This window comes from Bradyrhizobium shewense (assembly GCF_900094605.1).
Lineage (GTDB): Bacteria > Pseudomonadota > Alphaproteobacteria > Rhizobiales > Xanthobacteraceae > Bradyrhizobium > Bradyrhizobium shewense.
Map to the genome: position 1 here is coordinate 167,683 of NZ_FMAI01000001.1, position 18,699 is coordinate 186,381.

Sequence of the window (18,699 nt, forward strand, 5' to 3'; positions counted from 1 at the left end):
TGATCTGAAGGGTAAACGCGTTCTGGTCACGGGCGGGGCGGGATTCATTGGCTCCCACATCGTCGATCTGCTCTGCGACGAGGGCTGCATCGAAATCGTTGCCCTCGACAACATGGTCAGAGGCCGGCCGGAAAATCTCCGTCGCGCACTCGGGCATGGGCCAGTCAGGCTGGTCCATGGCGATATTCGCGATCGCAAGTTGATGGAAGCGTTGGTCAAGGCGGCGGATATCGTTTTCCACCAGGCCGCGCTCCGCATCACTCATTGTGCGGTCGAACCGCGTCTCGCCAAGGAGGTCATGGTGGATGCCACCTACGACCTGCTGGAGCTGTGCATCAAGCATGACATCGAAAAGATCATCGCAGCGTCCTCGGCTTCGGTTTACGGCATGGCGGAGGATTTTCCGACGAGCGAGCGACAGAACTGCTACAACAATAGGACCTTCTATGGGGCAGCGAAGGCGTTCAATGAAGGCCTGCTGCGCGCGTACAATGACATGTACGGTCTCGACTATGCGGCGTTCCGATATTTTAACGTCTATGGCAGCCGCATGGACCTACACGGGCGATATACCGAAGTTCTTATCCGCTGGATGGAACGCTTGGAGACCGGGCTGCCTCCGGTCATTTTCGGCGATGGCCTACAAACCATGGATTTCGTCCACGTCCGGGACGTCGCACGCGCCAACATTCTGGCCGCAAGGGCGAACGTGACGGATGAGGTATTCAACGTGGGTACCGGCACGGAAACCAACCTGGTGCAACTCGCGACGGCGCTCGCATCGGTGATGGGGCGGCAAGGAATGCTCCCGGAGTTCGCGCCGGAGCGGTTCATCAATGCCGTGCCGCGCCGCCTGGCCTCAACCGGAAAAGCCGAACGCCTGCTGGGTTTTCGGGCCAGCACCGGGCTTGATCAAGGCCTGCAAGAGCTCGTCAAATGGTGGCGCGCTGAGCGCGAGCTCACGGCTGGCAATCGGCGACAGGCGGCTGTGTCGTGATTCCGATCGCATTGCCGCTGCTGGCCCATGAAGAGGCGGAGGCGGCGCGCGCAGCCGTCCTGTCGGGCTGGGTGTCGCAAGGTCCGCAGGTGACTGCCTTCGAGCAGGAATTCGCCGCTCTCGTCGGAGCTCCCTTCGCTTGCGCTGTTTCAAATTGCACGACGGCCCTGCAGCTCGCTCTGGCGGCGCTCGATATCGGCCCCGGTGACGAGGTCATCACCGCAAGCCATTCGTTCATCGCGACAGCGAACTCGATACGATACCAAGGCGCGACCCCTGTCTTCGTGGATATCGATCCAGAGACCTACAATATCGATTCCGCCCAGGTGATGGACGCGATTACGCATCGCACGCGCGCGATTATCGCCGTTCATCAAATGGGCATTCCGTGCGACCTGGCTGCGCTTACGGCGATCGCCAAACGCAGGGGAATTGCCCTCATTGAGGATGCCGCCTGTGCGGCCGGTAGTGAGATCTCAATAGACGGCGAATGGGAACGCATAGGCAAGCCGCATGGACGTATTGCCTGCTTCTCCTTTCACCCACGCAAAGTGATCACTACCGGCGAGGGTGGGATGTTAACAACCGCCGATCCGGAGCTCGACCGAAAGTTCCGGCTGCTCCGGCAGCACGGCATGAGCATTCCGGACACCGTGCGGCATGGCTCACCGCAAGTCCTTTTCGAAGACTATCTCGTCGTGGGCTATAATTTCCGAATGACCGACATACAGGCCGCCGTCGGACGCAAGCAGTTGGAGCGCCTTCCGGAATTGGTTGCGCGGCGCCGCGCTGTCGCGCTTGGATATGCCGAGCTACTTGGAAACCTGGAGGGACTGCGACTGCCAGCAGAGCCCGCATGGGCCAGATCGAACTGGCAAAGCTACTGTGTGCGCCTGCCTGATAGATTGGATCAAAAAGGGGTGATGCAGACACTTCTCGACCAGGGCATAGCGACGCGACGTGGAATTATGTGCGCGCACCGCGAAGCGCCCTACGCCGCTGAAAGCCACCGGCATCAACTGCGCCAGTCCGAACTCGCACAGGATCATTCGATCTTGCTTCCAATCTACGCGCAAATGACCGAAGACGATCTGCGCTATGTCGTCAACGCTCTCACCAGGGTATTATACCGATGACCGCTGCTCACTCCACGAATTCGTCCGAGCGCTGCGATCGCACTCTGCTTAATCTGCCCATTCGGGCAGCACATCCGTGCAACAACGGACTTGCGTCTACGGACGCAGCCCGATCATCGCACTCACCCTCACGCGGCCGCCGCACTCGCTACATTGGGCCCGCAACGAATCTATCTGAAGTTTGACGCACCGGACTGCGTTACGGCAATCTAAGTAAAACTGAGGACCAGATGGCTACCTTCGATCCAAAGCCTAAGCTAGTCTTCTTTCAATACAAATATGACGACGAGCTGCCTGCCTTTCTTCTGGCGCACAAAAGAGAGCACGTCAAATGTCTCTCAGAGTTCTTCAATGTCGTTGTCGTAGATCACGATTGTGATTATGCGCACATCTGCGATATTCATCACCCGGATTTGACGCTTTTCGAAGGCGGAGTTCCGTTTCCTTCTTGCCGTCGACCGAAGGTCAGCAGCGCGCATGCCAACGCGCACATTCCGAAACTTGGCCTCCTTAATTCAGATGCCTTCTGCTGCGGTCGCGCAGGATTTTTGTCCGACATGGACCATCTGGGAATCACCACGTATTTCGCCATAGCAACAGCGGCGGCCGAGAATACGCCAGCCATTTCGGATTCTCTATTCATTTGGCCAAATTCCATCGACCCTGATCTCTATCGTGACTATGGCGTCTGGAAGAGCATCCCAGTGCTCTTCGCCGGCAACAACACAGCTCTATATCCCTGGCGACAGCGGATGATGCGCCTCATCTCTAAAAACTATTCGTCCTTGATTTGCAATCATCCTGGCTATGCACCTAGGAGGGAGCAGCAACAAATAAGGGTCGGCGAACCTTATGCGCGAATGTTGAACGCGTCCGTGTTCGTGCCGTCGTGCGGGACACTGGCAAAGGAAGTCGTCCGAAAGCATTTTGAGATTCCCGCCTGCAAATCATGCCTGGTCACAGAGTCGTCTCCAGCGCTCCAGGCAGCAGGCTTCATCGATATGGTCAACTGCGTGTTTGCCGACGAGCACGACGTGTTGGACAAGCTATCCTTTCTGTTCAACAACCAGGATGCACTCGAAGCGATTGTTCAAGCAGGGTTCGACTTGGTTCACCGTTCGCACACGATAAAGCAACGCAACCAGATTCTCCAATGGTATGAACTCAACAAGGCCGCTCAACCCCACCAGAGGATCCTTCAACCCGGCCCGTTCGAGCCGCTCCGGCTTGTGGATGCTTCGCCTACCAGCAACGTTGCAGGCATTGCGCCCGGAGGTTTGCACCTACGTCTTTTGCAGCAGGGCGACCAATTGCTCGCGCAGCGCAACTACGAAGGCGCAGAGCGCCTCTATTTGAAGTGCGCACAATATATTCCGTGGATGCCTGAACCGAAATTGCGACTTGCGCTTTGCGATTTGCGCAAAGGCAATGCGAGCAGAGCGCTCTCTTGGATCTCCGAGCCGATCCAATTCACTCTTTCCGAGTACAGAGCAGCAGATCCCGATCCCGTTGAATGGGCGTACTTCATCGTTGCAACACTCTGCTCGAAAGACATCGCCGAAGCGGTCAGATGCGCCAACCAATTTCCCTGGCTCGACCATGAGGAATTGAATCGAGCTCGGCGTGCAGTGGCGATACTCTCGGGTCGAAAGATCGTGCTTCCTGCGGGCGTTGGTGAGCACCGAGAACACCGACGGAGCATTCACCAACTGCCACAACGCAATGACCAGGCGTGGTTCACCAGCCTATGCGACATTCTTACCGCATGTAAACGAGCTAATCTGGCGGAGCAGATAAGGAACTATTTGAACCGCGGAAGTGCCGCATTGGCAGATCTGAACAATCGCAATGTCGCGATTCGGCAAGAGAACAACGATGAACTTTCCAATGCTTCCTTGACCTTACCGCCTCAAGGGAAGACAAGGTACTTTGAGTGGCGACTTCGCATCTACAAGGTGCGGGCGGGCCTCAAGCAGCTGGTCAAGCGAGGCCTCTATGGTGCCGAGGCAAGGTACGGATACTTCATGCCACATCATCTCTCGAGCAGCAGAAATGATGAGTTTTATGGACTGATCCATGATCTTGCTCGCGGAGAGAAAATAGGTGCGGCCTTGGTCGTAGGCGCAGACCGGCGCTGGCGCGGCACTCAAGCGCTCATAGCCGGGCTCAGAGCACAGGAGGAAATATCCCGCCTGGTGTGCTTGAAAATAGGCGGAGGCAGTGGAGATCCTTTTGTTGGCGCGCCGAGGCCGGAGGAGGATTGTGTAAAATGGTATGGGCCTCTGGACCTCGATCCTGGCGACATGGGAGAGCAGTTCCGGAACTCGATAAGGAGGATAAAGGACGACAACAATGTCACAAGCTTCGACCTATTGTTGTTTAATGGCTCTGCTCGTGTGCAGGAGGACGGCTTCTACGAAGCCCTGTATGAATTGTTGCGAGAGACAAAGTACGTGCTACTCGACGACGTCAGTGATGTTCGCATTCATGATATCTACAGGCGCCTGAAGAGCGAGGGACGGCATCGCGTGACCGACGAAAATCCATCTCTCCGGAACGGATATGCCGTGCTCGAGAAGCGCAATGGAAACAATGGCAGAACCAACGCCTCTTCGTTCGACAGGCCGGTGACGACACTATCCTGAAAGTCTTCTGGCCGCTTCTCTATCGTGACCAAAAAAAGGGTAATGAGCATTCTGGAGTCACCGAAAAATGGACTATTTCCACTGGGTGCGACGCGAAATTCACCCGCTCTTGCCGAAGCAATGTAGCAGCATATTGGAAGTAGGAGCCGGCGCCGGCGCCACGCTAAGATGGCTGAAGGGCTATTACCCAAACGCGGAAACGACGGGGGTCGAGATCAATCCAGCCTTGTCGGACGAGTTGGGGCGGAACGTTGATCGGGCGATTATCGGTTCCGTAGACGAAATCATCGTACAGCTCAAGAAGTACGACCTTATCCTATTGCTCGATGTTCTCGAACATCTTCCTGATCCAAGCGCGACTCTTCAAAGCCTGGCAAAGACACTGAATCCGGGAGGCCGCGTTATCATTTCAGTTCCGAACATAGCTCACTTCAGCGTTTCATTGCCTCTTCTGCTGCATCGCCGCTTTGACTATCAGGAAGCGGGCATTCTGGATCGTACCCATCTCAAATTCTTCGTAGAAGATACGGCAATCAAGCTTCTAAGCGATGCAGGCCTGAAAGTCACAGATGCCCTTATCTCCGGAATGGAGCGAAGGGCAAAGATCTTCAACTTCTTCAGCCGCGGCTTGTTACGGCATTATCTGGCACGACAGTATATCATGCTGGGCCAATTGAGCGATCGCCATTTCGGACAGCAAGCAATCCGATGGCAGGTCGCGACTGACGAAGGCGCAAAATAAGGCTAGGCGCATCACCCGGTCATGACCGTCACAATGACGACTGGGGCCCGTTAAAGCGCTTCTTGCCTCGCATCAGCGCGAGATACTCAACAAGCTTGGAAGCCGGACGCCAGCAAACCACATCAAGCTCCGAGCCAAATTGCTGATCTACTCGCGTCTTGGCAAAAGGTTTTAGGCGATCCTTCGCGTAGTTGTTCGGCAAGTGATAAACCCAGGACCAAGATGGGGCGCTCAAGGTACTCGGATCGACGGGTGATACGTAACGAGTAAGAAAGCCCTCCGGGGGACTCTCGAAACACAAGCCCATTGCCGCGCGACAAGCAACATCCCACTCTGGTCGTACCAGCTTGCTGCGCTCGCGATCAAACGAAGGTGTCTCGACATATTCCAGTGCGAGCTCGCGGTCCAAGATGAACATTGCGTTGAATGGATAGTCGAGGTTGACAAAGGCATACCCATCCAGATCCACGCGATTCCTCGAGTTCAAATCAGCCACACCGACCTGATCAACGAGATAGAGACGATTGTCAGCGTCGTTGTATTCGATGCGCTGGAAAGATGGTATCAACCGCCTCTCCTTAAGTATCTCTCGATAATGGGTGAAGTAGCAGAAGTTCTGGAAGGACAGCAGAATATCATCTTCGACGTATATGAAATGAGTATAGGCCGACCCGGCGCTTAGAAACCTCTCCGAAACAAGATGCTTGTGACTCCAGGGCAAGAGCCAAGGATTGGCAAGTTTCGGAAAGCTCTCGATCGAGAGGGTTTTTGTTGACTTTGAGCGCGCGGGTAAGGACCTGAAAAGCGGTGCACTCAAATCTCTGATTAGCTCGACGGCTTCATCCTGGTCGGTGTTGGTGATGATGACAACATCCAAAGCTTCCACGGGATATTCGCAAAGCGATCGAAGGACTTGAAATAGATATTGAAGGCGGGACTCTCGGAAATGAAAAGTAACCGCGGCAAGGATTCGCAAGGGGCTTTCAGTCACAGCTAGCATGCTTTCCTACCTTCAGATCTGTATCGTCCACTAGCGCTGGCTCCCGCCCGCCCAGCTGCAATCCTTTGACCTGCGCCTAAACTGACTATGGCATTCGTTAGGGCTCGCGGATACTTTCATCCAAACCGCGAAGCAGAGGATAGAGGAAATAAGAGATGACACTGCGCCGCCCGACCTTCATTTCGGCGGTAACCGCCATGCCGGGAATCAATTGAACGCGTTCCGGCCGCAGCCGAAGGTGCACGTCCTGCAAATCGACCAGTACGCGATAATAGGGAGCTGTCGTGCGACGCACACCTTCGGCTTTCGGGTCCGGCGAGAACGAGTCCTCACTGACGACCCGAACCTCACCCACGGCTGTCCCGTACTTCTGGAATGGAAATGCCTCAAACTTGAGCCGCACCGGCTGCCCTACCGCGACCTGACCAACGTCCCTGCCCTCCACGTTGACTTCGGCCTGGAGCTGCCCGTCCTGGCGAACAAGCACGAACAACGTTTCAGCCTCGCGGACCACCGAGCCAACGGTCCGGCTGGCAATCTCGAGCACAACTGCCTCTGCGGGAGACTTTAGCACGATCAGTTGCCGGCGAAGCTCGGCTTTCTTCAGTTCCTCAAGGGCACCATCGCGCTTGCCGGTGGCCTCGACCAGATCCTGGTAAGCGGTGCGACGAAAGTCCTCCGCGAACACCTTTTGATCAGCCAAGGCCTTTTCCAGACGATGCGAGTTGTCTTCGATACTGCCCCGGACGCGCGCGAGATTGCTCTCAACCTCCAGCCGCGCGTCGCGCGACAACAAAAGGTTCAGTTGTGAACCGACTTGCTTGGCCATCAACGCACTTCGCATCGTCTCGATCGAGTGCATGGTCTCCAGTCGCTGAACTAGGACCGCTTCTTCGTTCTGCGCCGTTCTCACGTTGGCTTGGGCTGAAGCGATCTGCGCTTTGAAGTTCCGGAGCTGGGCGTCGTAGGTGGTGCTTCTCTGCAGGAACAGCTTATGCTGCAGCTGCTCGTCTTTATTGCTCGCGCTGGTAACGATGAACTCGGTTCCGTCCAATTCGGCGCGGAGCCGGGCGATAGCCGCCTCGAAGGCGGCGACTCGGATACGCAACTGGTCGACGTCCGCTTGCGAGAAGGTCGGATCGAGCGTCGCCAGCAAGTCGCCGCGCTTCACTCGATCGCCGGCCTTGACGTGAATTTCGCGGATCACTGACGTTTCCAGCGGCTGCACGACGAGGTTTGGACGCGTGGTGATCAACTTCCCCTGCGCGGTAACGATCATGTCCACTTGCGATACAGACGCCCACGCGACCGCGACGGCGATCAGCGCAACGACAAGGAAGAGCGTGACGTGAGCTACCTTTGCCGGGACTCGTTGCTCAACTTCGATTGCGTCGGGCTGAAATTCTGTAATGACGCGCGGTCGCCGCGGCGCAGAGCGAAACATGGTTCGACGCCTTCGCGTGACTATTCTTGCTCCCGAAGTTTCACGTGGCCTTTCTGCCCTATTCATGCGGACTGCTTCGTCTGTTGATTCCAAAGATGGCGGTAGATGGTGGATTTTGAAAGCAGTCGGTCGTGGTGATCCACGTCGACAACACGACCGCGGTCGATCACAAGGATCTGGTTCGCTTCGGCCAACATGGAGAGGCGGTGCGAAACGATGATAACGGTCCGTCCCGCCGCGAGACGGCGCAGATTGCGCCTGATGATCATCTCGCTCTCGGTATCGAGTGCGCTGGTCGCTTCGTCGAGAATCAGAATGCGCGGGTTGGTAATGAGAGCCCTGGCGATGGCAAGCCGCTGCCTTTGTCCCCCGGAGAGGTTTGACGCCTCCTCTTCGAGCATGGTGTCGAACCCCCGGGGCAGCCGCTCGATAAACTCGTCCGCCCCCGCGAGCTGCGCTGCTCCTACAACCTCCTCGAATGTCGCGTCCCGCTTCACGCACGCGATATTCTCACGGACAGTTCCCCGGAACAGGAAGCTGTCCTGCAGGACCACTCCGAGATTCCGCCGGAGATGGGGTAGATCTAGCTCCCGGGCATCATATCCGTCGATGCGTAGCAGACCCTGCTGAACGGGATACATTCCTGAGATCAGCCTGGTGAGCGTCGTCTTGCCGGAGCCGCTTCGGCCGACGATCCCGAAGATCGAGCCGGGGGCAATCGAGAAGGAGACTTGATCGAGCGCCGGAGCGCCTTCCGGGCCATAACGGAACGAGACACTTTCAAACTCGATCTTTCCGGCGAGGTCAGGGCGCAAGCCGTCCCTCTTGCCGTCACGCTCGGCTTTCTGGTTCATCACCTCGCCAAGCATCTTAACTGCCAGGGCGACCTCCTGGTACTCCTGCACCATCGTCACGAGCTGGACCAGGGGCCCCGAGACTCGCCCTGCCAACATATTGAACGCGACAAGCGCGCCGATCGTCATTTCTCCACTGAATACGTCAAGCGCACCCAGGGCGATGATCCCGATCGTCATCATCTTCTCTAGAAATCCGGTGACCGCCTGGGCGCCCGCCGAGATCTTCTCAACTCCGAATCGCATTGTAACCGCCTGCGCACAGCGGTCGTCCCACACCCTGCCCTGCAACGGCTCCATCGCCAGCGATTTCACTGTGCGCATGCCATGAACGGTCTCAACGAGGAGCGCCTGCCGTGCGCCTTCGGCCTGATACAACTCGTAGAGGCGCCGTCGGAATGGCCCCATCAGCACCGCGACAACGATCGCGCTAATCACGGTGAACGCCAGAACCATAGAGGTCAACTTGGCACTGTACAGTGCCAGAACGGGAATAAAGACGATCAGTGACAGCGCATCCAGCGTGGTGAGGAATAGCCGTCCGGTCAGGAATTCGCGAATTCGCGCAGCTTGCTGCATATGCTTCACCAGAACGCCAGCAGAGATGTGCTCGAAGAAGGTCACTGGCAATCCGAGAAGATGGCCGAATGTCTTCGTCGCAACGCGGATATCCACCCTGTTTGTCGCGTAAATCAAAAGGTAACGCCGCAGAAAGCCAAATATTGCATCGAACGCGAGCGCCGCGACCGCGCCGGCCGTGAGCACATAGAGCGTCGTGAAGCTCTCGTGCACAAGAACCTTGTCTATGACCAATTGAAAGAAGATCGGAAGCACGAGGCCCAGCGCGTAGAGGACGATCGCGGCAACCGCCACGTTGCCGAACAGCCCCGATTGCCGGAGAAGTTCCGGGACGAACCACCGCAGTCCGAACGCTCTACCTGTGTCTGCCGGCAGACGTTCGCGTTTCAACAGGATGACCTCTCCCGTCCAGCACGCGCAGAAGCGGTCCCTCGGAACGATCAGAGGCTCATCCTTACGGTCGGCGAGCGGATCGAGCGTCGCGACGGTCTCGGCTCCGTCAACCCCAGCCCCCGCGCCAAGAATGACAATCCAGTTCTCATTTGCGAGCCGGGCAATAGCCGGATATGCTTCTCCCAGACGACATAGCGCACCCCAATCCAAGTGTGCGGTCTTCGCCCGAAGCCCCGCCTCGCGCGCCATGCGCAGCAACAAGTCTGTCGAAAAGCTCTTGCCGTCAATGGCATAGGTGTGGCGCAGGCGGTCCACGGGCAGGTCGATGCCGTGATGAGCAGCGACCGTAGCCAGGCATTCCTGCGCAGTATTGGCAGCCGACTGCGGCGATTCCAAAGAAGTCGCCACCGCCGTCTCCGTCACCGGCAATTCAGCTGAAATTACTTGAGACATTCGGCGACCGTGAGCTGTTCAACACAGTGGGACCGCGCTCGATCGGCGCAATGTTGTGCGGGGGGTCCGCCGATGTCTTCGACTGGCTGCGCCGCACGGCTCCGGCATCGATCAGGCCCTGCAGAGCGTTCTGCATGACTTCAACGGAGTTCGCGAATGACTCCACCGAGAAAATCAGCCTTTGGCGAAAGACCTTCTTGGGCGCGTTATTGGCGTCTCGCTCCGTGGGCGAGAGGCTCATCAGATCGACGCGCACGATCGAACCACCGATCGTGATCTCGTCCACTCCGTCAGTATAAATTTCGGCGTGCATCCTATAGCTCCTATGCTGCGAGTTGCGGTCTGAAGATGACGTCGACCGCATAGCTTGTGGAATTGAAGGTATTGGTCGGGAACAGGCTGCCGGTGCCGTAAGCGTAAACACCATTGCCACCGCTGGACGCGGACGACGGAGCAGTCAACGGCCCGTTGGTGACCGAACCAGCAAAGAGATTTGGATCTGCGGAGTAGTTTCCCGCTGTGTGGTAGGAAGCAATGTAGGTCGTTCCGGCCGCTATCGTCACGGGCGCATTGAAATTGACCTGCTGCCAGCCGCTCGCCGTCTCGTTGGAAAAGGTTGCAGTCGCCAGTAAGGTGCCCGTGCTGCTCCAGAGGTCAGCGACGTGCGTGCCCGTGTTGTTGGGTCCTTTGTAGAAGCGCAACCCGACGATGTCGCCTGCGGCGGAAGCTTGGAATTTCATGCCAAGCTCCACCGAGTTTTGGTCATTGACCGAGACAATGCCCGGAGTTGGATTCGAGCTGAACAAGGAGGCGGTGCTGGACGATGACGCCTGGACGGTGACGTTGACCGTTGCGCTGGCTGCACCGGACCGGCCGTCCGAGATGGCATAGTTGAAGGAAGCCGGTCCGGTATAACCGGTGGCCGGGGTGAACGTCACCGTGTTGTTTTGTGCGTTGAAGCTGGCGGTGCCGTTGACGACTCCACTGACGCCCGTAATCGTCAGGACGTCGCCGTTCGGATCTGTGTCGTTGGCGAGCAATGAGGTCCCTGCAATGGTAAGTGGAGTGTTTTGGCTGGCATTGAAGCCGTCGTCATTGTTTGCGACAGGTGGCTGGTTGGCACCACCGCCCGAGCTGTTGAACAGGACGTCGACCCAGTAGTTCGTGGCATTGAAGGTGCTGGTTGGAAACAGATTTCCGTTACCATATGTGTAAACGCCATTGCCGCTCGCCGGGGCCGTCAACGGCCCGTTGCTGTGGGCGGTGGCGAAGTAGTTGGACGTCGCGGTGTAGCGACCGTTGCTGTGGAAACTCGCGACGTAGGTGGTACCGGCCGTGATCGACACGGGATTGCTGAACGTGACGGTTTGCCAGCCGCTGCTGGTCTCGTTAGTGAAGGTCGCCGTTGCAAGCAGCGTACCCGTGTTGCTCCACAATGACCCGGAGTGCGTGCCCGTATCACTGGCACCCTTGTAGTATTTGATCCCGGTAATGGTACCCGACCCGGACGAGGTGAATTTCACACCAAGGTTGACCTGCGACGCGTCGGTGCTCGACAGCGTTGCCGGCGTATCCGAGCTCGAGAACAAGCTTACGATTGTTGGGCTGGTCGCCACGGTTATGTTGAACGTCTCGCTCGCAGCGAGGCTGCCGAGGTCTGTCGCCGTGGCGTTGACGCTGACGGTCCCCACGTTTGCGGATGTCGGTGTACCGCTGAAGGTGCGGGTCGAGGCATTGAAGCTCAGCCAGGAGGGCAGTCCAGTCGCTGAATAAGCGAGCGAATCCCCCGAATCGACGTCGGTGAAGGTGCCGGCAGGCAGCGTCAGGGAGAACGCCGTGCCGACCGTCGCGGTCTGGTTGCCGGTCTGGACCGCCAACACTGGCGCGTCGTTGGCGCCATGAATGGTGACAGTTAGCGTGCTCGAGGATGTCGCACCGGCGGCGTCGCGCATCGTGTAGTTGAAGACATCGGTCAGCGTGTCGGTCGAAAGCCGTAAGGCCTGCACCGCCGTGTCGGCTTCATTGACGGTATAGGTGAACGTACCGGCGGCATTGAGGACCAAGCTGCCGTGGGCGCCATTGAGGGCCGCACCGACTGTCCCGGACGTCGAGCCGAAACTAACCGCGGTCACCGTCTTGGTATCACCAGCATCGGGATCGGTATCGTTAGTCAGCACATTGCCTGTGCCGGGAGAACCACCCGTGCCGTTGTTGGCACCGCCCTTCTCGGTGGCATTGGCCGCGTCCGCCACAGCGGTTGGCGGCGTGTTGCTGCCATTGCTGGGTGCAAACACCACGTCCGCCCAGTAGTTCGACGAAGAAAACGAATTGGTCGGGAAAATGCCAGCCGTAGCGGTACCGCCGTAGGAATAGACGCCATTGCCGCCCGATGTAGCCGAGGACGGCGCCGTCAAAGAGCCGCTCGTGAATGCGTTGGCGAAGAAATTATTCGTGGCCGCGTAGGCGCCGTTGGTGTGATACGAGACGATATACGTTGTATTGGCAGCGATTGTGACCGGGGTCGCCAGATTGACCGTTTGCCAGCCGCTTGCCGAGGTATTGGTAAAGCTCGCGCTTCCAAGCTTGGTGCCGGACGAGGTCCAGAGGTCGAGGAGGTCGGAGCTACCGTCGCTCGGACTGCGATAGAATTTCAGCGCGGTGATTTGTCCGGCCGTGGAGGAGGTAAACTTCATACCTACCTCAAGTGGCGTGCCATCATTCAAACTTGTCTGGGCGGGGACGTTGGAAGCCGTGAAGAGGCTTGCTCCGCCGCCCCCGCCACCACCCCCCGTAATATTGACACTGACCGTGGCAGGAGTGGCTTGCATATTGACACTATCATCAGTCGCTCGCGCCTCGATGACTCGCGCACCAGAGCCCGAAGCAACCCACGTATAGCTCCAGTTCGTCGTGCCGCCAGCCGGGTGCCACGTCGTACCGCCATCAGTCGAGACTTCGATACCGGCCACACGGCCGCCGACGTCCGAGGCGGTGCCGGTAATCGTGACCGTTTGGCCCGGGTTGATGTTGGTCCCGCTTGTCGGAGAGGTGATGACGGCCGTTGGCGCGGTGTGGTCGGTCGACGCTTGGGCGGTCACGAGACCGGCCTGCAATGTCTGGGGATTCACTCCCATGTCGGCGAGGAGATTCACCATCGACTGCTGCACGGCCGGGCTGACGGGCGCGGTCAGGCCCCTGTACGGAACATATTGGTCCGACAATCCCCACGAATACATGACCGTGCCGGCGCCGAAAACCAGAGCACCGCTCTCCGGATCTCGGTAGAGTGTCAGGCTATGCGTGGCGGTGCCCGAGCCTGTCGTCGCACCATTGTCCAGCAGCAACGTGTTGACATTTCTGGTCGTCGACGACATGTCGATCAACCCTGCCGGCCGGAAGCCATTGTCCAGATCGCTATCCCACTCGTAGCCGAGCAGGCGCGTCAGCGTTCCTCCGTTGCCACTGGCAATGCTGGTGTTCCGCCAGAAGCGCAGCTGCGACATGCTTGCCGGAATGCTGATATTGTCTAGCGAGCCGATATCGTCGACTGTGAAGATCGTACCGGAGAGAGAATTTTCCGGAGTACCAGGTCCATAGACTGGATCACGGAATATGCCCGCTCCTCCGTTGGCCGTGCCGTTCGGGTCGAGTTGGGCCCCGCTCCAGATGTCCTTGTACTCGATGATCGTTCGGTTCGCCGTGTGGCTCGTGTCGAAGCTCGCACCAAGCTCGATATCCCAATAGATTTCGTTGCCGCTCAGGAAAGCGAGGTCAATTCCCGCATCGCGCGCGGCGGTGACATTGGCGAACTGCGATTGCGACCAGTATTCGTCATGGCCGGCATCCATGAAGGCGCTCGCGTTCAGGAGCAGTCCTGGTTTGGTCGCGGAATCAATACCGGAGATGTAACTGATGTCATAGCCATTCTGCTCCAACCAGTAGATTGCGGCGTACTCCTCGCCAAACAGGAAGTCCTGCGCACCGGCCAGGTTAGAGTTAGAATTGATTGCGAGCGGACGGTTGTAACTGACAGCGTAGGCGCGATCGCTATTAGTGCGGCTGGGCCCTTGATACAGATTATATCCGCCCCATGGATTGTACGCCTCCCATGTCGTATCGTTGGTTTGGAACAAGATGTCTGAAAAGGTGCCATCGTTGCGAACGATGAACGGAATCATGTTCTGGAAATTTCCGCTGTCCGTTGTCAATTTCGCAAAATAGACGCCGGAGACGGCGGTGGCGGGAACTGTCCATGAATCTGTGACGGACCAATTTCCGGCATCGACCGTGTTGGTCGGATCATTGAAAATTGGGGCTGGTTGGTTGGCAGATCCGGCGTGGTGCATGCTGGTGATAAGGCGCGCACCACTACCACCATAGTAGCCGAGACGGTAAATATCGAGCGTGTAACCGCTCGACGCCGTATCGATCTTGAAAGAGACGGTTTGTCCGGCGTTGGTACTGATCTGTGTGGAAAAGCCTTCAATCTGAGAGTCGCCCTCGTTCTCGAACGAGCCGTGGATCCCCCATGTGCTCTCCGGCGTGCCCGGCAATTGATTCTCCGTGACAATCTTGTTGCCCGCGTCACTGAACGTCGCCGTCCCAGTTTGCGCGCCGGAGATCGCGGTGAGTTGCAATGTCGCTCCGGTCGCTCGGCCATCAGCGGGCACCTGCCATTGCGCGACGACAGTCCCGTTGGCCAGCCCGTCCATATCGCCGACGGCACCGTCCTCGAGCGTGAAGGGCGTATATACATCGGCAATGCCGTTGGCGCCTGGCGCGCTCAACAGGTCGACAATATCGAATGTGACCGACGCTCCCGGCCGGACCCCGGCCGCGGTAAAGGTCGCTGTGCTGCCGGGCGCGTAGTCCGCGCGGTCCGTCGTTACGGACAGCGAACCTATCGAGCGAGAATTGACGGCAGATCCGCCATCTGCTCCGAAGGGCATTGCAGCGTCGGCCGACGTAGAGAACAGATCCACCGATCTCGAATGAGACGCCGGCTGGCCTGCCATGTCCGCAAGCGCATCGGGCAGGTGCTCTGACCCGTTGACTGGCTCTGCGCTCCAAAGCGGCCCTGATACGGATGTATCATAGCCGCCGATCGAATTGATCCAACGGGTAGTACCGACGCTCGACATCGATGACGTCCGCCCTATCTCACGCTCGAGCATGGCCGAGCCCCAGGGGGCTGCTACGTGCGGTCGGGTCGACAGCCTTGCTGAACTGGAGAGCAAATCAGTCAATCTCGATCGAACTGGCAGGGAAGCGAGACCCAGTATCTTGCTGAAACCTCCGCGCGAAGGAACGGAACTCGCCCCGTGACCTGAGTGCGGGCCTGCGATTGGCTTGCCCAGCAGTTCCGACACGCTGACTGGGTGGTCCGCATTCGGCGAGATCCATGCGCCTCGCCACATGGCATCTGACCCCTCGCCTTCTTCCGGGAGAAGCGGCATGGTTCCGCGATCAAGTACGCTCCCCTGTGTGCTCAGCATGGCCAGCCTCTTAAAATTTAACGCAAGAGCGTACCATTTAATTTAAATACAAACCGACATTCAATTCAATGAATTTTATTTCCGATCAATTTAAGTCGGCGCCCGATTTCGGGGGGACAATGGGATAAATCTGCAAGATTTCATTAAGATATTGGCCATACCCGCTCTTCTCCAACGGTCGCGAGAGCGCGAGAAGTTGATCACGATTGATGAAGCCGAGTCTGAAGGCGATCTCCTCCAGGCAGGCAATCTTCATTCCCTGCCGTTTTTCCAGGGTCTGCACGAATGTTCCTGCATCGATGAGAGACTCGACTGTACCAGTATCCAGCCAAGCAAACCCTCGCCCCATCCGCTCAACGTGTAGCGCATTGGCCGAAAGGTAGCGCATCTGAAGATCGGTAATCTCGAGCTCTCCGCGCGCAGATGGCTCGACGCGACGAGCGTAGCGGACAACGCGATTGTCGAAAAAGTACAGCCCCGTGATTGCCCAATTCGAAGCTGGCCGTCTTGGTTTCTCCTCGATCGATACGGGGCGGTCCGCCTCATCAAACGCGACCACGCCATATCGTTCTGGGTCTCGCACGTGATAGGCAAAAACCGTCGCGCCTTCCTCCCGTCCTGCCGCTCTGGCAAGCAACTCGCTCAGGCCATCGCCGAAGAAAATATTGTCTCCAAGCACCATCGCGACTCGATCGCTTCCGATGAAATCGGCGCCAACAATGAAGGCGTCCGCAAGTCCGGCGGGACGGGTTTGTTCCGCGTAGCTGAGCCGGATGCCCCATTGGCTGCCGTCACCCAATAACCGCTCGAACTGAGACCGGTCTGAAGGAGTAGTAATGATCAGCATTTCCCGAATTCCTGCCAGCATCAGCGTCGACAGGGGATAATAGATCATTGGCTTGTCATAGATCGGGAGCAGCTGCTTGCTGACCACGCGCGTGATCGGATAGAGACGCGTTCCGCTGCCGCCGGCCAGCACGATTCCCTTCAGCATTGGCATCTCCTTCTCCGACCAGGTGATCCAGACAGGCTTTGAGCGAATGGCGCCACGGCGGCAATCGAACCCCGAACACGCGTTCGGCCTTGGATGAGTCCAGGCGCGAATTCCGAGGCCGACGCGCAGCGGTCGGAAACTCCTCGGTCGTAATCGCTTCGAGCGCCGGAATCCGCGCGCCACGACGGGAATACTCGTAGAAGATCGCCTGTGCAAAGTCGTGCCAGTTAGTCTCGCCTTGACCCGCGAGATGAAAGATACCGGCCGTCGTCCGCCGATCGTCCGTCCCCAACCGTTCTGCGATCCGAAGGACGGCCTCCGCGAGGTCGAATGCATTGGTCGGATTGCCATATTGGTCGCGGACAACTCTTACAATCTGCTGCGTCTCACATAGCCGCAGCATCGTTCGAACAAAATTGCTGCCATAGGGGCTGTACAGCCACGAACATCTGACAACGGTCGCAAGCGGGTGCGCGGCCAACACAGCAGCTTCGCCGGCCAGCTTTGACGCGCCGTAGACGTTCAACGGTGCGGGAGTGTCACTCTCGTCGTATGCATCGGGTTTTGCACCGTCGAACACATAGTCGGTCGAGAGATGGATGAGTGGAACATTCATCTGCCATGCGATATCAGCCAATGCCGCCGCGCCGTCGCGGTTTACGCTGAATGCTTTCGCTGTTTCGGATTCGGCCTGCTCTACCGCCGTATATGCGGCCGCGTTGATGATTGCAGACGGTGCGATTGACGCGATGAGCTTGTCGATCCCCTTGCGGTTCTCCAGATCGAGTTCCGGGCGCCCGAGAATCACCGCAGGAAGACCGCGCGTGGCAGCTAGATCACGAAGACACCTCGCGAGCTGGCCACTCCGTCCAGCAATTAGGATGGGGCGATCCGTCATCTTCACCTCAGGGTTGGGAGGCCAGGAGACCGAGCCGCGAGCCATTATAGACACCGCGGCGCGCACGATCCCACCATGCATCGTTGGTGAGATACCATTCGACAGTTTCAGCCAATCCCTGCTCGAAGGTTCTCGTCGGTTTCCAGCCGAGTTCGCGACGTGCCTTCGACGCATCGATTGCATAGCGCGCATCATGTCCCGGACGATCCGGCACGAACGTAATAAGAGATTGGCTTGCTCCCGCGCAGGGAGATAATCGATCCAGCACCTCACATACCCCGGTGACGACCTCCAAGTTGGATCGCTGGGCATCGCCACCGAAATTGTACTTCTCGCCCGGTTTCCCTTCGTGCAATAGTCTTATCAGGCCGGCGGCATGATCATCGACGTGAAGCCAGTCGCGAATATTTCTGCCGTCGCCGTAGACCGGTAGGGGCTTCCGGTCGATCGCATTGAGGATCGTCAGCGGGATCAGCTTTTCCGGGAACTGGTATGGCCCGTAGTTGTTCGAGCAATTCGATACGATGACCGGCAAATCATAGGTTCGAAACCACGCCAGTGCGAGGTGGTCCGATGCGGCCTTGCTGGCCGAATATGGCGAGCTCGGCCTGTAGGGCGCGTCCTCGCGAAACAGGTCGTCCGGCCCCAATGATCCGTAGACTTCGTCTGTGGACACATGGATGAAGCGGAATTGCTTCCGCCTCGGAAGCGGCAGACGTTCGTAGTAGGTTCTGGCAGCCTCCAATAGCGTGTAGGTGCCAACGATATTGGTGTTGACGAAGGCGCCGGGCCCGTTGATCGAGCGGTCGACGTGGCTTTCGGCGGCCAGATGTATGATCGCATCCGGCTTATAATCGGCAAACGCGAGATCTATGACCTCGCGATCGCAGATGTCGGACTGCAGGAACGAATAAGACTCCAATCTCTCGAGGCTTGCGAGCGAAGCCAGGTTAGCTGCGTATGTCAGCTTGTCGACGTTGATCACTGCGGCACCGGTCTGCAGCACCAAACGACGGCACACCGCAGAACCGATAAAGCCCGCTCCACCGGTCACCAAGATACGCATTCT

General features: G+C 57.9%; 12 protein-coding genes. 4 read left to right on the top strand and 8 right to left on the bottom strand.

Translation table 11 applies throughout. From position 1 onward, the window contains the following. Positions 1–4: 4 nt before the first annotated feature. The 4 genes from GA0061098_RS00710 (at position 5) to GA0061098_RS00725 (ending at position 5,520) form a co-directional block, all read left to right on the top strand. Positions 5–997 (top strand): NAD-dependent epimerase/dehydratase family protein, encoded by a 993-nt coding sequence (locus tag GA0061098_RS00710; protein WP_245323147.1) that lies wholly within the window; start codon positions 5–7, stop codon positions 995–997. Continuing rightward, positions 994–2,133: a DegT/DnrJ/EryC1/StrS family aminotransferase gene (locus GA0061098_RS00715; RefSeq protein WP_091952403.1), complete on the top strand. Its 1,140-nt coding sequence runs from the start codon at positions 994–996 to the stop codon at positions 2,131–2,133. The genes GA0061098_RS00710 and GA0061098_RS00715 overlap by 4 nt, the downstream gene beginning before the upstream one ends. Before the next feature lie 230 nt (positions 2,134–2,363). Continuing rightward, entirely contained in the window at positions 2,364–4,778 is a 2,415-nt protein-coding gene (locus tag GA0061098_RS00720) for a glycosyltransferase family protein (protein WP_091952405.1), read from the top strand. A 67-nt stretch (positions 4,779–4,845) separates the two neighbouring features. Then, complete coding sequence (locus tag GA0061098_RS00725; protein ID WP_091952410.1) at positions 4,846–5,520, top strand: class I SAM-dependent methyltransferase; 675 nt, start codon at positions 4,846–4,848, stop codon at positions 5,518–5,520. Positions 5,521–5,548: 28 nt separating this feature from the next. Here the strand turns inward: GA0061098_RS00725 and GA0061098_RS00730 are convergent, their stop codons facing one another. The 8 genes from GA0061098_RS00730 to rfbB all read right to left on the bottom strand — a co-directional run bounded on the left by GA0061098_RS00730 (position 5,549) and on the right by rfbB (position 18,696). Beyond that, positions 5,549–6,406, bottom strand: coding sequence for a hypothetical protein (locus GA0061098_RS00730; RefSeq protein ID WP_091952413.1), 858 nt, complete (start codon positions 6,404–6,406; stop codon positions 5,549–5,551). A gap of 211 nt (positions 6,407–6,617) precedes the next feature. Further along, complete coding sequence (locus GA0061098_RS00735; RefSeq protein ID WP_091952415.1) at positions 6,618–7,964, bottom strand: HlyD family type I secretion periplasmic adaptor subunit; 1,347 nt, start codon at positions 7,962–7,964, stop codon at positions 6,618–6,620. A gap of 62 nt (positions 7,965–8,026) precedes the next feature. Then, positions 8,027–10,243, bottom strand: a complete 2,217-nt coding sequence (locus GA0061098_RS00740) for a peptidase domain-containing ABC transporter (protein ID WP_091952418.1) — start codon at positions 10,241–10,243, stop codon at positions 8,027–8,029. Continuing rightward, positions 10,221–10,556 carry a hypothetical protein gene (locus GA0061098_RS00745; protein WP_091952420.1) on the bottom strand — a complete coding sequence of 112 codons (336 nt, stop codon included), beginning with the start codon at positions 10,554–10,556 and terminating at the stop codon, positions 10,221–10,223. The genes GA0061098_RS00740 and GA0061098_RS00745 overlap by 23 nt, the downstream gene beginning before the upstream one ends. A 10-nt stretch (positions 10,557–10,566) precedes the next feature. Next, positions 10,567–15,384, bottom strand: coding sequence for a DUF4082 domain-containing protein (locus GA0061098_RS00750; RefSeq protein ID WP_245323120.1), 4,818 nt, complete (start codon positions 15,382–15,384; stop codon positions 10,567–10,569). A gap of 439 nt (positions 15,385–15,823) precedes the next feature. Beyond that, on the bottom strand, positions 15,824–16,732 hold the full coding sequence (gene rfbA, locus GA0061098_RS00755) for a glucose-1-phosphate thymidylyltransferase RfbA (protein ID WP_208610615.1): 909 nt from the start codon (positions 16,730–16,732) through the stop codon (positions 15,824–15,826). Then, complete coding sequence (gene rfbD, locus GA0061098_RS00760) at positions 16,641–17,675, bottom strand: dTDP-4-dehydrorhamnose reductase (RefSeq protein WP_347337515.1); 1,035 nt, start codon at positions 17,673–17,675, stop codon at positions 16,641–16,643. The genes rfbA and rfbD overlap by 92 nt, the downstream gene beginning before the upstream one ends. Then, positions 17,638–18,696, bottom strand: coding sequence for a dTDP-glucose 4,6-dehydratase (gene rfbB, locus GA0061098_RS00765; protein WP_091952426.1), 1,059 nt, complete (start codon positions 18,694–18,696; stop codon positions 17,638–17,640). Before rfbB ends, rfbD begins: the two co-directional genes overlap by 38 nt. Positions 18,697–18,699 lie beyond the last annotated feature (3 nt).